The 14,167-nt window shown below is 68.0% G+C and carries 13 protein-coding genes and 1 pseudogene; 8 read left to right on the top strand and 6 right to left on the bottom strand.

Features of this window, described 5'->3' with window-relative positions:
* Positions 1-200: 200 nt before the first annotated feature.
* Both FM111_RS10545 and FM111_RS10540 read left to right on the top strand, forming a co-directional pair.
* Positions 201-2,309, top strand: a complete 2,109-nt coding sequence (locus FM111_RS10545; protein ID WP_256968205.1) for a TonB-dependent receptor domain-containing protein — start codon at positions 201-203, stop codon at positions 2,307-2,309.
* 18 nt (positions 2,310-2,327) lie between these two features.
* Complete coding sequence (locus tag FM111_RS10540) at positions 2,328-3,749, top strand: YncE family protein (RefSeq protein ID WP_087140901.1); 1,422 nt, start codon at positions 2,328-2,330, stop codon at positions 3,747-3,749.
* Positions 3,750-3,799: 50 nt separating this feature from the next.
* Here the strand turns inward: FM111_RS10540 and FM111_RS10535 are convergent, their stop codons facing one another.
* Positions 3,800-4,570: an alpha/beta hydrolase gene (locus FM111_RS10535; RefSeq protein ID WP_087140900.1), complete on the bottom strand. Its 771-nt coding sequence runs from the start codon at positions 4,568-4,570 to the stop codon at positions 3,800-3,802.
* Between the two features lie 67 nt (positions 4,571-4,637).
* On the opposite strand from FM111_RS10535, the gene FM111_RS10530 reads away from it, so the two are divergent.
* A complete protein-coding gene (locus FM111_RS10530) occupies positions 4,638-5,696 on the top strand; it encodes a FecCD family ABC transporter permease (RefSeq protein WP_087140899.1) in 1,059 nt (352 codons plus the stop codon).
* Complete coding sequence (locus FM111_RS10525) at positions 5,693-6,481, top strand: ABC transporter ATP-binding protein (RefSeq protein WP_087140898.1); 789 nt, start codon at positions 5,693-5,695, stop codon at positions 6,479-6,481. Before FM111_RS10530 ends, FM111_RS10525 begins: the two co-directional genes overlap by 4 nt.
* An 87-nt stretch (positions 6,482-6,568) precedes the next feature.
* On the opposite strand, the gene FM111_RS10520 is transcribed toward FM111_RS10525, so the two are convergent.
* The 4 genes from FM111_RS10520 to FM111_RS10505 all read right to left on the bottom strand — a co-directional run bounded on the left by FM111_RS10520 (position 6,569) and on the right by FM111_RS10505 (position 9,976).
* Positions 6,569-7,639 carry a YncE family protein gene (locus tag FM111_RS10520; RefSeq protein ID WP_087140897.1) on the bottom strand — a complete coding sequence of 357 codons (1,071 nt, stop codon included), beginning with the start codon at positions 7,637-7,639 and terminating at the stop codon, positions 6,569-6,571.
* A 35-nt stretch (positions 7,640-7,674) separates the two neighbouring features.
* The gene (locus FM111_RS10515) at positions 7,675-8,814 is read right to left on the bottom strand and encodes an ABC transporter substrate-binding protein (RefSeq protein ID WP_087140896.1); all 1,140 of its coding nucleotides are present in this window, start codon (positions 8,812-8,814) and stop codon (positions 7,675-7,677) included.
* A 113-nt stretch (positions 8,815-8,927) separates the two neighbouring features.
* Entirely contained in the window at positions 8,928-9,338 is a 411-nt protein-coding gene (locus tag FM111_RS10510) for an ArsR/SmtB family transcription factor (RefSeq protein WP_087140895.1), read from the bottom strand.
* Positions 9,335-9,976: a peroxiredoxin gene (locus FM111_RS10505; protein ID WP_087140894.1), complete on the bottom strand. Its 642-nt coding sequence runs from the start codon at positions 9,974-9,976 to the stop codon at positions 9,335-9,337. Before FM111_RS10505 ends, FM111_RS10510 begins: the two co-directional genes overlap by 4 nt.
* A gap of 92 nt (positions 9,977-10,068) precedes the next feature.
* Between FM111_RS10505 and FM111_RS10500 the strand changes: the two genes are divergently transcribed.
* The 4 genes from FM111_RS10500 to FM111_RS10485 are packed head-to-tail and all read left to right on the top strand — an operon-like array spanning position 10,069 to position 13,573.
* Complete coding sequence (locus tag FM111_RS10500) at positions 10,069-11,025, top strand: MBL fold metallo-hydrolase (RefSeq protein ID WP_087140893.1); 957 nt, start codon at positions 10,069-10,071, stop codon at positions 11,023-11,025.
* A 50-nt stretch (positions 11,026-11,075) separates the two neighbouring features.
* The gene (locus FM111_RS16545) at positions 11,076-11,489 is read left to right on the top strand and encodes a TIGR01244 family sulfur transferase (protein WP_087140892.1); all 414 of its coding nucleotides are present in this window, start codon (positions 11,076-11,078) and stop codon (positions 11,487-11,489) included.
* Positions 11,490-11,492: 3 nt separating this feature from the next.
* A complete protein-coding gene (locus FM111_RS10490; RefSeq protein WP_087140891.1) occupies positions 11,493-12,773 on the top strand; it encodes an NAD(P)/FAD-dependent oxidoreductase in 1,281 nt (426 codons plus the stop codon).
* Positions 12,773-13,573, top strand: a complete 801-nt coding sequence (locus FM111_RS10485; protein ID WP_087140914.1) for a sulfite exporter TauE/SafE family protein — start codon at positions 12,773-12,775, stop codon at positions 13,571-13,573. The genes FM111_RS10490 and FM111_RS10485 overlap by 1 nt, the downstream gene beginning before the upstream one ends.
* A 50-nt stretch (positions 13,574-13,623) precedes the next feature.
* On the opposite strand, the pseudogene adh reads toward FM111_RS10485, so the two are convergent.
* Positions 13,624-14,167, bottom strand: a pseudogene (gene adh / locus FM111_RS10480) (aldehyde dehydrogenase); the annotation flags it as partial.

Here is a 14,167-nt window from a genome sequence, read left to right as displayed (position 1 = left end):
GTTCGCAAGGTCGTTTCGTCGCGCTCGCATGACGCCTCAACGGCCGCGCCGTCATGCGCCGAAGCGTATGGCGCCCATGCCGAATGCGACATTGAGACAATATTGCGAATGATTATTAGGAGCGACGCCGCTCGCATGGTCGAGCTTTCCTCCCCTCCCCGGGCGCTCGTCGCCCGCCTAACGCACGCCTTTGGGGGCGCATGATGCACCTATCGAAACGCCGCATCGGGCTGGGCCTGATGACCACCACCCTGCTCGCCACATCGCCAGTCCTGGCCGAGACTGTCCTGCCGGACGCCACCGGCGCCGACCCGAAGGCGACCGCTGTCAGCGACGTCGTCGTCACCGCCTCAGGTTCCGCCACCAACGTACGCGACGCACCCGCCTCGATCAGCGTCATCACGCGCGACGAAATCGAGCGCCAGCCGGTTCAAAACCTGGGCGAACTGCTGGGCCGCCTGCCCGGCGTGACCGGCGGAATCGGCGCCGAAGGCGAGATGTCCAAGATCACCATCCGCGGCCTGCCGGACAACTACACCCTGATCCTGGTGGACGGCCGTCGCGTGGGCAACGCCCGCGACGTCACCTATCGCCCCAACCTGGGCCGCCAAGACCTGAACTGGATCTCGCCGGACATGATCGAGCGCATCGAAGTGGTGCGCGGGCCGATGTCGTCGCTCTACGGCTCCGACGCCATGGGCGGGGTCATCAACATCATCACCCGCAAGATCGCGCCGACGTGGCGCGGCTCGGCCAACACCAGCTACACCTGGTCCGAGGATTCCAACCGTGGCGACGCCTATCAGTTGGGCGTCAACGTGACAGGGCCCATCACGGAAACCCTGGGCCTGCGCCTGGGCGCGACCTATGCCCGGACCAACCCGGATGAGGTCAACATCTCAGGGGACAACGGCGCCGGCGGCGTCCTCAACAAGACGCTGAACGGCGTGCTCAGCTGGACGCCGATCGAGAACCAGAACTTCTCGTTCGAAGCCAACTATGGCGTCGAGGAGCCGCTCGATCCCAAGCTGATGGTGCCGGGTCGGAACGGCCAACTCGTTCCGCAGTGGGGCTTCGGCTCCAAGATCGAGCGCACCAATTTCCGACTTAGCCACGATGGCGAGTGGTCGTTCGGCGAGACCCGCCTGGACCTCTACCACAACGCCTTCCAGAACAAGGCGATGGGGGAAGACGGCGGCAACGGCGAATTCTCCGAATGGATCATCGACGGCCTGTGGAACTTCGAGAAGAACTTCGTCTGGCAGCACAAGTTCGCTATCGGCGCCCAGTATCGCCAGGAAGAGCTGACCAACACCGACACCATCGGCCGCAGCCCCATCGACTTTGACGGCAACATCATCAAGGGCGCCACGCTGAAAGGCGATACGGCGGCGATCTTCGCCGAAGACCAGATCACCATCCGGGAGAACCTGCTGCTAACCCTGGGCGGGCGCCTGGACAGCCACGACAAATACGGCGAGCACTTCAGCCCCCGCGCCTATCTGGTCTGGCACCCGACCGAGGCCTGGACCCTGCGCGGCGGCGTTTCCCAAGGCTTCCGCGCGCCATCCCTGAAGGAAAACAGCGCCGGGGCTGCGACCCAGTCCGGCGGCAGAGGCTGTCGCGGCCTGATCGGCATGGCCGCCAAGGACAAGAACGGCAATCCAATCCTGGACGGTAACGGCAAGCCGCTGATCTACACCCGTGGCGGCTGCTGGATGGCGGGCAACCCCAACCTGGAACCCGAAGAAAGCACCAGCTACGAGGTCGGCTTCGCCTACGACAGCGGAAGCTATCAATTCGGCGCCACCTATTTCCACACCGACTTCAAGAACAAGATCCAGTATGCGCCGCTGGGCTATTACTATGGTCAGTGGTGGACCCGGAACGAGAACGTCCAGCGCGCCCGCACCAAGGGGCTGGAGCTGACGGCGCAGGCCAGCCTGCCCTACGACCTGACCCTGCGCGGCAACGCCACATGGATGATCGAGGCCAAGAACCTGGACACCGGCGACAACCTGATCACCACGCCGGAATGGTCGGGCTACGCCTCGCTGGACTGGCGGGCGACGGATCGCCTCGGGGTCATGCTGTCCGCCCAATATACGGGCGAAGAACTGAGCGGCGGCTCGACCCTGACCAACGCCCGCACCGAGTTCGACCTGACCACCGCCTATGAGGCGTCCGAAACGGTGACGCTGCGCGCCGGCGTCTCCAACCTCTTCAACGAGAAGGTCAGCGGCACCGCCGGCGATGGCTACTACTCGCCCGGCCGCCGCTTCTTCGTTGGCCTGACCACCCGCTTCTGATCCGGAGAAACTGCGATCATGACCACCCTACGCAAATCCCTTCGCGGCGCCGCTCTCGGCGCGCTCCTGGCGGCTTCGGCCGTCGCCGTTCCGACCTTGGCTTCGGCCCAGGCCCTGTTCTCGGCGCCCGAGCGCCTGGACGGCGGCCAGGTCGGCTTCTCGTCCGGCGAGCGCGGCAAGCCCGTCCTGCCGGGCGGCCCGGTCGTGGCCAACGGCCGCGGCTTCCATCCCGGCCAGAGCATCACCTTGATGTACGGCCAGACGCCGCTGTCGACCGGCCCGATCACGGCGAACGCCGAGGGCGGCTTCGAAGCGCGCCTGACGCTGCCGGCCGACGCCCAGCCCGGCAACCACCCGATCGTGGCGGTGTCGCAATCGCCCTACAACGCCGTCCTGGCCGATCTGAAGATCTCGCCGAACGTGCCGCTGTCGAACGAGGCGGCCTATCGGATCACCAACGTCCAGCCGACGCGCGGCCTGTATCAGACCGCCTATAGCGCCAAGCGCAACGCCGTCTTCGCCACCTCGGCGGTCGGCCGCCCGCCGGTGCGCCAGTCGGAACTGTTGCGCCTGAACGCCGACACCATGGCGGTCGAAGCCCGCGTCACGCCCGCCGCAGCGCCGGGCCGCACCGGCCGCGACGGCCAGCCTCAGGACGGCGGCGTCTTCGCCGTCTACGGCGTCGGCGTCGATGACGCCCATGACACCGTCTGGGTCTCGAACAGCCGCCAGAACACGGTCGCCGTCTACCGCCAGTCGGACCTGTCGCTGGTGCGTCAGTTCGAGCCGGGCACGGTCAACCACGCCCGCGACGTCGTCATCGACGAAGAGCACGGCAAGGCCTACGCCAGCGCCACCTTCCAGCCGGAAGTCGTGGTGTTCGACACCGCCGCCCTGACGGTGGCCAAGCGCATCAAGATCGACTCGACCGTGCGCGGCGAGACCTTCTCGGCCGCCAGCGTCTCCTATGACCGCGAAGCGCGCCGCCTGTACGTCGCCTCCAACTCGACCAATGAGGTCGCGGTCATCGACGCCGCCGCCGACACCGTGCTGAACGTCTTCCGCGTCCCCGGCGCGCGCAGCGTGATCGGCGTCTCGCACGATCCGCAGACCGACCGCATCTTCGTCGCGGCCCAGGGCACCGACAACCTGGTGGTGCTGAACGGTTCGGACGGTTCGGTCGTGGCCGACACCCCGGTCGGCGCGGGCGCCCTGAACGTGGTGTTCGAGCCGAAGTCGCGTCGAGCCTTCGTCAGCACCTTCGGCGCGGGCACGGTGACGGTCACCGACGTCGACGGCCGCATCGTCGCCAACCTGCCCGCCCCGCCGGTGGCGAACCACGTCTCGACCGACGGGCGCGGCAACGTCTATGTCGCGGTCAAGTCCGGCTGGACCACGGACGGAAACGACTCCGTGCTGCGCATCCGCCCGGCGCGTTGATCCGAACAGCCCCCGCGCCCAGCGCGGGGGCTTTTTTCTTGCCCCGCCGCCTAGCCTCGATAGGGCGCGGCGAAGCGCAGGACCGCCGGCAAGGCCGCATACGGCGTCGAGCCGTGATCCTCGTCCTCCAGCACCCGCAGGCTCGCCCCGTAAGCCTCCAGATCGCGGGCGTTGGAGACCATACGCCGGGCCAGGTGTGCGGGCGGCAGCCCCTCCATCTCCTCGCGCGCGCCGACCGCGACCAGCAGGTTCGAGTCACGGGGCTGGGCCTCGACCACGGCGGGACGCCACCAGATCGACGGGCTGATCGCCGCATAGCGGGCGAAGGGCGCCCCGGCCGCTCGCGCCTCGAGGACGAAAAGGCCCGACATCGAATGACCCATCAGCACCGCCTGCTCGAGATCTGCCCCCATAGTCGCCAGTTGCGGCAGCACCTCCGTCGCCAGCCGCGCCAGCAAGGCCGCGCCGCGCGGATCGGACGCCTGGCCCTGGGGCCCCGGCGTGAAGGCGTAGGCGGCGACGCGATCGGCCACGCCCGACAGGGTGACGCCTGCTGTCATCATCGCATTCACCCGCGTCTTGGCCGAGCGCCGCAGCAGCCGTCCGGCGACCTGGGCGGCCGTGTCGAAGAAGGCCTCCCCTTCCAGCACCACCAGAACCGGCCAGCCGTTGGGCGGCCGTTCGCCCTGCGGCGTCGCCACCCGCACGTCCACGGCGGGCGCGCCATCGACAGCGGGCAGGCGGATGGCGTAGGGCTTGGTCATGTCGGGAGCCGTGTCCTTCTGGGACCGGTCGGCAGGGGCGGGCGAGGTCAGCGTCATATGACCACCCTAGCCTATCTGGCCATTGATATGTATTGCGACGCATTCTCTGAGTGGAGTTCGTGAATTGGCGAACGCTGAAAACGCCGTGCCCGAGGCGGTCGTCGCCTATTCCAGAAGCGCGCGGACCAAGCTGTTCGCCATCGCCGTCTTGGCCGCGCTGGCGGCGGCGGCCCTGCTGCTGGACATCGCCACCGGCCCGTCGTCGATCTCGCCCCTGACGGTGCTGCAGGGCGTGTTCGATCCGTCCAGCCTGACCACGGCCCAGCAGGCCATCGTCTGGCAGGTGCGCCTGCCCTACGCCCTGATGGCGATGATGGTCGGCGCGGCGCTGGCGCTGGCGGGCGCCGAGATGCAGACGGTGCTGAATAATCCGCTGGCCAGCCCCTTTACGCTGGGGGTCTCGTCAGCGGCCTCGTTCGGCGCGTCGCTGGCCATCGTGCTGGGTCTGGGATCGTCCTTCATCGGGGCGGACTGGCTGGTGCCGTTGAACGCCTTCGTCTTCGCCTTCGGTTCGGTGCTGGCGCTTCAGGCCCTGGCGCGCATGAAGGGATCGGGGATCGAGAGCATCGTCCTGTTCGGCATCGCGCTCGTTTTCGCCTTCAACGCCCTGACGGCGCTGGTGCAGTTCCTGTCCTCGGCCGAAGCGCTGCAGCAGTTGGTGTTCTGGACCATGGGATCGCTGTCGCGCGCGACCTGGAGCAATGTCGCGGCCCTGGCGGTCGTGCTGGTCGCGGTCACGCCCTTCTCGCTTCTGTCGTCGCGCGCCCTGACGGCCCTGCGGCTGGGCGAAGATCGGGCCATGAGCTTCGGCGTCGATGTGAAGCGCCTGCGCTTCCTGTCGTTGCTGCGGGTCAGCCTGCTGTCGGCGACGGCCGTGGCCTTCGTCGGCGCCATCGGCTTCATCGGACTGGTCGGGCCGCACATCGCCCGCCTGCTGGTCGGCGAGGATCACCGCTACTTCCTGCCCGCCAGCGTGCTGGCCGGGGCGGTCATCATGTCGCTGGCTTCAGCCGCGTCCAAGATCATCGTGCCCGGCGTGCTGATGCCCGTCGGCATCGTCACCGCCGTGATCGGCGTGCCGGTCTTCCTGCTGCTGATCTTCCGCAACGGAGGCCGGGCATGAGCGAACTAACCATCAGCGGCCTCGACGCCGGTTACGGCGGCCAGCCCATCATCAGCGGCTTCAGCCTGCCGCCCCTGACCGCAGGCGAAGTCGTCTCCGTCGTCGGCCCCAACGGCGCGGGCAAGAGCACCCTGCTGCGCAGTCTGGCAGGCCTGATCCCGGCGCACGGCTCGATCCGGCTGGATAGCGACGAACTGACCCGGCTGTCGCTGGCCGACCGGGCCAAGCGCGTCACCTACATGCCCCAAACCCTGCCGCAGGGCGTGGCCCTGACGGTGCTGGAGACGGTGGTCGCCTCGATCCGCGCCACGCCCCTGCGCGGCGCCGTCTACACCGACGCCCAGGCGGCCGAGCGCGCCTATGAGGTGCTGCAACGCATCAACGCCGAAGCTCTGGCCGGGCAGCGTCTGGACCGACTCTCGGGCGGCCAGAAGCAGTTGGCGGGTCTGGCCCAGGCCCTGGCGCGCGAGCCGCGCCTGCTGCTGCTGGACGAACCGACCAGCGCGTTGGACCTGCACTATCAGCTGCGCGTGCTGGATTTGGCGCGCGAGGCGGCGGCCGAGCGGGGCATGACGGTGATGATCGTCCTGCACGATCTGCAGGCGGCGGCGCGCGTCTCGGACCGGATCGCCGTCATGGCCAAGGGAAAACTGGTCGCCTTCGGCGCGCCGGACGAGGCCATCACGCCGGAGATACTGGCCGAGGTCTATCGCGTCACGGCCCGCGTCCAGCGCTGCGAACGCGGCGCGCTGCAGGTCATGATCGACGACGTTCTGACGGGCTGAGCGCCCCGTCCGCCAATCTCTTCAAGCCAAGAAAAAGGCCCGGCTGCATCTGCGGCCGGGCCTTTCCTTATTCAGTCCCGATCGAGATCAGGGACGGATCAGCGTCACCACGTCGCCGGTCGGGTCGACCGGGACCGGCGTGCCGGCCGGAGCGCCGCGCGGCAGGCCGCGAGCCTTGTTCGAGACGTAAACGGCGTTGGTCGCGCGGTCGATGGCGATGGTCTGGGGGAAGGTTCCCGTCTCCAGGTTGGCCTTCACCGCATAGGTGTCGGAATCCAGCACCGTCACCGTGCCCGCCTGGCGGTTGGCGACGTAGATCTGCTTGACCGCGCCGTTGTAGGCGACGCTCAAGGCGCCCGCGCCGGTGGCGACCTTGTGGATCAGGGCGCCGGTGTCGGCGTTCAGCACCGTCAGTTCGCCCGACTTCTGGTTGGCGACGAACAGGCGGCGGCCTTCGGAATCGACGGCGACGTTGATGGTCGAGTCGCCGTGCGACGGCCATTTGCCGACCGTCTCGCCGGTGGCCACGTCGATGGCGGCGACTTCGTTGCTGCTCATGCCCGTGACGTAGAGGCGGTTGGTCGCCGGATCGAAGGCCGCGCCGGTCAGGCCGCCGACCGTAGCGGTGATGGTGCGCTCGACGGTGTTGGTCGCCCCGTCGATGACCCAGATCAGGTTCGGCTTGGAGGCGTCGCCCGCTTCGCCGCCGACGACGCTGACATAGACCTTGTTGTTCGCCTCATCGACGACGACCTGGCGGACGTGGGCGCCTTCCTCGTCGCCGTTGCGGATGGTGGCGATCACCGCGCCCGTGCGGGCGTTGATGGCCGTGACCGCGCCCGCGCGGGTGTCAGTGCCGTACAGGGTCTGGGTGCGGGTGTTCAGGTTCAGGCCGTAGAGCGGGTTGGCCGAGACGTCGACCGAGGATTCCGGCGCCAGCGTCTGACCCTGCAGACGGACGATCTGGGCCTGGTTGGCGCCGCGCGGGCCGACGGCGGCGACATAGAGGTCATTGTCGGCCGGGTTGAAGACGATCTCATACAGGCCGCCGGGGGCGACTTTGACGGTCTTCTCGATCGTCTGGGCCGAGGCGGTCGACGCCATCGCCAGGGCGGCGACGGCGGCGGCGGTCAGAATGCCGTTGCGAAGGGTGATCATGACGGTTCTCCGGGAATGGGCTTGAAGGGGTGAAATCAGGCGGCCGGGACCAGGTCGGTCCAGTAGTCCCCACGATAAGGGACGGCCAGGAAGTCGTTGTTGATCGCGTCCAGCGTGGCGCGCGGGTCGAGGTCGGCGAACAGCTCGGGCTGGATCCACTTGGCCAGAACCTCGGTGGCGACGATGTCGATGGGCGAGTTGATCAGCTGGTGCGACAGGCCGTGCACCTTGCCCTCGCGCACCGCCTTCAGGGTCGACAGGCCGCGCCGCCCCGCCACGCCGCGCAACGAGGCGCGCGAGGTCTCGACGTCGTATTTCGGGCCGACGACGAAGCCGCCGGTCTTCTCCAGATGCGGTCCGCCGGTGGCGATGTAGATGTCGGGATCGCGCTCGACCACGAACTCCAGGTTCAGCTTGCCCGACGGCTGTTTCAGCACCTCGGCGCCGATATTGCGGGCGCCGACGAAGGTCAGATAGTCGCCGATGTTCCCTGCCCCCACCGAGTTGCAGCAGTCCGGCCCGTTGCCCGCGTGAGCTTCCAGGAAGACGGTCGGCTTCTGCTCGTCCTTCAGCCCGGCCACACGGTCGGAGATGACTTTCAATCGGGCGGCGCGGAAGGCGTTGTAGGCTTCCGCCTGCTCCTCGCGGCCGATCATGGACCCCAGCAGGCTCAGGCTGCGCGGCTGATTCTGGAACGGGTGCTGGAAGAAGTCGATGTAGGCGACGCGCACGCCCGCCTGCTCCAGCTGGGCGGTCTGGGCGTCGGTCGGGCCGGAATCCAGCGACACCAGGGCCACCTGCGGCTGGGCGCCCAGCACGGCTTCGACATTGAAAGCGGCGGCCGAACTCGGCGTCTTGGGCAGAGCCGCCAGCGTCGGCGACTTCTCCAGATAGGCGGCGTAGATGTCCGGGCTGAGGCGGTTCACGTCGCCCGCCCAGGCCGCCAGCAGACTGACCGGATCGGGATGGATCAGCGACAGGGCGATCAGGAAACGGCTGTCGTCGATCGACAGCTTCGTCACCGGCGGGGTGATCGCCAGCGGCCGGTCGCGCAGATCGGTCAGCAGGGAGGTCGGTGCGGCCTGGTCGCCGCGCGTGCAGGCGGCGGCCCCGGTCGCCATCAGGGCGGCGGCGCCCAGCAGCAGGGCCCGACGTCCCAACCTCACCTCGACCATCAGCCCATTCTCCGCCCATTCACCAGCGACGCCAACGGCGCTTCGTCTCGACGCTTAATGATAATCAGTGTCAGCTTCAATCGCTGATTTGTCGCACAAAGCGACCCGGCCGATCAGCGTGGGGGGATGATCCGGGCGAAACGGGCGGCGTCCCCGGCCGGGCGCGCCTGGTCCGGCGCCTGGTCCTGACGCACGGCCTCGGTCAGGGCCTTGGGATCGGCGCAGAAGATGCGGTGCAGCATGGCCATGATCGCCTCGGCTCGCTCGTCGGCCAGCGAATAATAGATGGAGCGCGATTCGCGCCGGGTCTTCACCAGTCCCGACTGGCGCAGTTCGGCCAATTGTTGCGACAGGCCGGGCTGGCGCAGGCCAAGCTCCTGTTCCAGCTGACCGACCGAACGCTCTTCTTGAGCGATATGGCACAGGATCAGCAGGCGGTTGGCGTTGGCCAGTTGCCGCAGCAGTTCGGCCGCCTCGGGCGCGGCGGCCTTCAACCGTTCCAGATCATCGTCGTCAGGGGTCATCGCGGCGCCGGTCGATAATACCAGGCGTCATCGCCCGCCAGCACGTCGCCGAAGTCTGTCGGCGCCGCCTGCAGCAGGGACGCGCCCGGCGTCCAGCCTTCGGGCGCCGAGGCCCCTTCCCGATCCGCCGCCTGCAAGGCCGTGATCAAGCGCAGCAGCTCCTCGACCGAACGGCCGACGTTCATCGGATACCAGCTGATGGCCCGCACCACGCCGTTCGGGTCGATGACGAAGGTGGCGCGCACCGAGGCGCTGTCGGGCGCCGCCGGGTCGATCATCCCATAGGCCTGGGCGATGACCATGGAGGGGTCTTCGATGATCGGGAACTCCACCGTCACGCAGAAGCGGTCGTGGATATCCTTCAGCCAGGCCAGGTGGGAATAGAGGCTGTCGACCGACAGGCCCAGCAGTTCGCAGCCGATCGCCGTGAAGTCCGCCTGACGCCGGGCCAGGGCGATGAACTCGCTGGTGCAGACCGGGGTGAAGTCCGCCGGATGCGAGAAGAAGGCCAGCCAGCGCCCGCGATAGTCGCTCAGCCGTCGCTGGCCGCGCGTCGTGCGCGCGGCGAAATCCGGCGCCGCCTCATTGATCCTCAGAGGCCGCAGCAAAGGCGTGTCCGTCATCGAGTCGGTTTCCATGCCATAGGGCTACGCGCAGCCGAGGCCCAGCGCACCTTGAAAACAATTACTTGCATATAATATGTAAATATCTAATTGCTTGATCCAGATCAATGCGGAGAGACGCCGTGACCGACGCCCCCATCGACCCCGCCCGTGACCATGCGAGGGAATTGATCGAGGCCGCCCTGACGAACGAGACCCAGCGCTCCGTCGTCAAATCCTTCTTCGACCCCGCCACCTTCACCGTCAGCCATGTGGTGCGCGACCCCGGCTCGAACGCCTGCGCCATCATCGACAGCGTGCTGGATTATGATCAGGCGGCGGGCCGCACCTCGACCGCCTCGGCCGACGCCCTGATTGCTTACGTCGAGGCCGAAGACCTTGAGGTTCAGTGGCTGCTGGAGACGCACGCCCACGCCGATCACCTGTCGGCCGCGCCCTATCTGCAAGAGCGCCTCGGCGGCCGCCTGGCCATCGGCCGCGACATCATCAAGGTGCAGGACGTCTTCGGCAAAGTCTTCAACGAGGGGACCGCGTTCCGTCGCGACGGCAGCCAGTTCGACCAACTTTTCGACGACGGCGACCGCTTCGCCATCGGCGGGCTTCAGGCCACGGTCCTGCACGTGCCCGGCCACACCCCGGCCTGCCTGGCCTATGTGGTCGGCGACGCCGTCTTCCCCGGCGACACCCTGTTCATGCCCGACTACGGCACGGCGCGCTGCGACTTCCCCGGCGGCGATGCGCGGACTCTGTATCGCTCGATCCAGCGGCTGCTGTCACTGCCCGCCGCGGCGCGCGTCTTCCTGTGCCACGACTACAAGGCGCCGCCCGCCCGCACCGAGTTCGCCTGGGAGACGACCATCGGCGATCAGTGCGCCTGCAACATCCACGTCCGCGACGGCGTCAGCGAAGATGAGTTCGTCGACATGCGCATCGCCCGCGACGCCACCCTGTCCATGCCGCGCCTGATCCTGCCTTCGGTTCAGGTCAACATGAACGGCGGCCGGATGCCCGAGCCGGAAGACAACGGCGTCCGCTACCTGAAAGTACCCATCAACGCGCTCTGACGCGCATCCCTTTTCCTCAAGCCAGTTTCCTCAAGCAAGAGAACCGCCTCATGGACATCCGCACCCTGGAAGACCGCCTGCACGTCTCGCCGCAGATCCTGCCTGAGGAGGTCGCTATGGCCGCCGCCCAGGGCTATCGCGCCATCATCTCCAACCGCCCCGACGCCGAAGAGCCGGGCCAGCCGATGACCGAGGACATCCGCGCCGCCGCCGAGGCCGCGGGCCTGTCCTTCGTCCACATCCCCATTCGCGGCGGAGCCATGACGCCTGACGACGTGGCGCGCTTCAAGGCGGCGCTGGCGGACCTGCCCCAGCCCATCCTCGGCTACTGCCGCTCAGGCACCCGCACCACCTATCTGTGGGCCCTGTCGCAGGCGGGCGAGCGCCCGGCCGAAGAGATCGTCGCCCTGGCCGCCGCCGCCGGTTACGACGTCTCGCCGCTCGGCCCGCGTCTGGAGGGCTGAGGCGTGGCCCATCCGCAAGCTTCCGAGACCTGCGACGTTCTGATCGTCGGCGGCGGCGCCGCCGGAATCGCCACGGCGGCCAGCCTGCTGCGCCGCCGCCCCGGCCTTGACGTGGTGATCGTCGAGCCGTCAGAGCGCCACTATTATCAGCCCGGCTGGACGCTGGTCGGCGCCGGCGTCTTCACGCCCGAGCGCACCATGCGCGAGACGTGCCGCCTGATCCCCACGGGCGCCCGCTGGATCAAGGACAGCGTCGTCGACTTCGCGCCCGAGGCCGATCAGGTGCGCCTGTCGGACGGCCGCCGCATCGGCTATCGCGCCCTGGTCGCCGCCCCGGGCATCAAGCTGGACTGGGACGCCATCCCCGGCCTGAACGAAACGCTGGGCCGCAACGGCGTGACCTCCAACTACCGCTTCGATCTGGCGCCCTATACGTGGAAGCTGGTGCAGGAGCTGAAGGGCGGCCGCGCCCTGTTCACCCAGCCGCCCATGCCGATCAAATGCGCGGGCGCGCCGCAGAAGGCCCTCTATCTGTCAGCCGACCACTGGCAGCGCACCGGCGCCCTCAAGAACGTGGACATCGAATTCCACAACGCCGGGGCCGTGCTGTTCGGGGTGAAGGATTACGTCCCCGCCCTGATGAAATACATCGAGCGTTATGGCGTCGACCTGCGCTTCAACTCGCGCCTGACGTCCATCGACGGCGAGGCGCGCAAGGCGACCTTCGCCGTCACCGACGCCGATGGGGCCGTCAGCGAAGTCGTCCGCGACTTCGACATGATCCACGTCTGCCCGCCGCAGACCGCGCCCGATTTCATCCGCAACAGCCCGCTGGCGGCCGAGAGCGGCTGGATCGACGTCGATCAGGCGACCCTGCACCACAACCGCCTCGACAACGTCTTCGGCCTGGGCGACGCCTGCTCGGCGCCCAACGCCAAGACCGCCGCCGCCGCCCGCAAACAGGCGCCGGTCGTGGCCGAGAACGTCATCTCCATGCTGGACGGCAAGGCGCTGAAGGCCGTTTACGACGGCTATGGCTCCTGCCCCCTGACGGTCGAGCGCGGCAAGATCGTGCTGGCCGAGTTCGGCTATGGCGGCAAGCTGCTGCCCAGCTTCCCGACGTGGATGCTGGACGGGCGTCAGCCGACGCGACGCGCCTGGCACCTGAAGGCGCAGGCCCTGCCGGAAATCTACTGGGTCGGGATGCTGAAGGGCCGTGAATGGCTTTGCGCCCCCGATTGCGTCGAGCCGGGCGTCGCGCCCCGCGCCAAGAGCGCCGCCTGATGGGCGAGCCGCTCAGCCTGCTGCAATACGGACTGGGCGCCGGGGCGGGGTCGCTGGTCGGCTTCACCCTGGGCCTGGTGGGCGGGGGCGGCTCGATCCTAGCCGTGCCGCTGATCGTCTATCTGGTGGGGGTGAAAGACCCCCACCTGGCCATCGGCACCAGCGCCTTCGCCGTGGCCGCCAACGCCTTCGCCAATCTGCTGAACCACGCCCGGCACGGGGCGGTGAAGTGGAAGATCGCCCTGCTGTTCGCGGCGGCGGGCGTGGTCGGGGCGGCGCTGGGCTCCAGCTTCGGCAAGGCGGTGGACGGGCAGAAGCTGCTGGCCCTGTTCGCGGTGCTGATGCTGATCGTCGGCGCCCTGATGCTGCGCGGCCGCTCGGCGGCGGGCGACCCGGACGTAACCCTGACCGCGCGTAATGCGCCCAAGTTGATCGGCACGGGGGCGGCGACGGGGATGCTGTCAGGCTTCTTCGGCATCGGCGGCGGTTTCCTGATCGTGCCCAGCCTGATGGGATCGACCGGAATGCCCATCTACTACGCCGTCGGCTCGTCGCTGGTCGGCGTCACCGCCTTCGGCCTGACCACCGCCTTCAACTATGCGCTGGCCGGTTGGGTGGACTGGCCGCTGGCGGCGGTCTTCATCGGCGGCGGCGTTCTGGGCGGCCTGGCAGGCGCGCGGCTAGCCAAGCTGATGTCCGGCCGCAAGGGCCTGCTGAACAGCGTCTTCGCGGGCCTGATCTTCGTGGTCGCCCTCTACATGCTGTACCAGAGCGCCGTGGTCCTGAAGCTGATCGGCTAGGCGTTTGGTTCGTGAAAAAGGCGCGGACCGAAGCCCGCGCCTGATCGAAATCAGAAGAAGCCCAGCTTGTCGGGGCTGTAGCTGACCAGCAGGTTCTTGGTCTGCTGATAGTGGTCCAGCATCATGCGATGGTTTTCCCGCCCGATGCCCGACTTCTTGTAGCCGCCGAAAGCCGCGTGCGCGGGATACTGGTGGTAGCAGTTAGTCCAGACGCGGCCCGCCTGGATGGCCCGGCCCGCGCGATAGGCGGTGTTCATGTCGCGCGACCAGACCCCGGCGCCCAGGCCGTATTCAGTGTCGTTGGCGATAGCGATGGCCTCTTCCAGCGTCTTGAAGGTGGTCACGGCCAGGACCGGGCCGAAGATTTCCTCCTGGAAAATGCGCATGTCGTTGGTGCCCTTGAACACCGTCGGCTTGACGTAATAGCCACCCGCCAGATCGTCCTTCAGCACGGCCTGATCGCCGCCGGTCAGCACCTCGGCGCCCTCGTCCTTGCCGACCTTCAGATAGGACAGGATCTTCTTCAGCTGTTGATCCGAGGCCTGGGCGCCGACCTGGGTCGTCGGGTCCAGCGGGTCGCCCTGTTTGATGGCT

Origin of the sequence: Brevundimonas diminuta 3F5N (assembly GCF_900163625.1) — a bacterium.
In the GTDB taxonomy this organism is placed as follows: Bacteria; Pseudomonadota; Alphaproteobacteria; order Caulobacterales; family Caulobacteraceae; genus Brevundimonas; species Brevundimonas diminuta_A.
The sequence above is the reverse complement of the archived record's forward strand: the minus strand, read 5'-3'. Positions and strand labels throughout refer to the sequence as shown.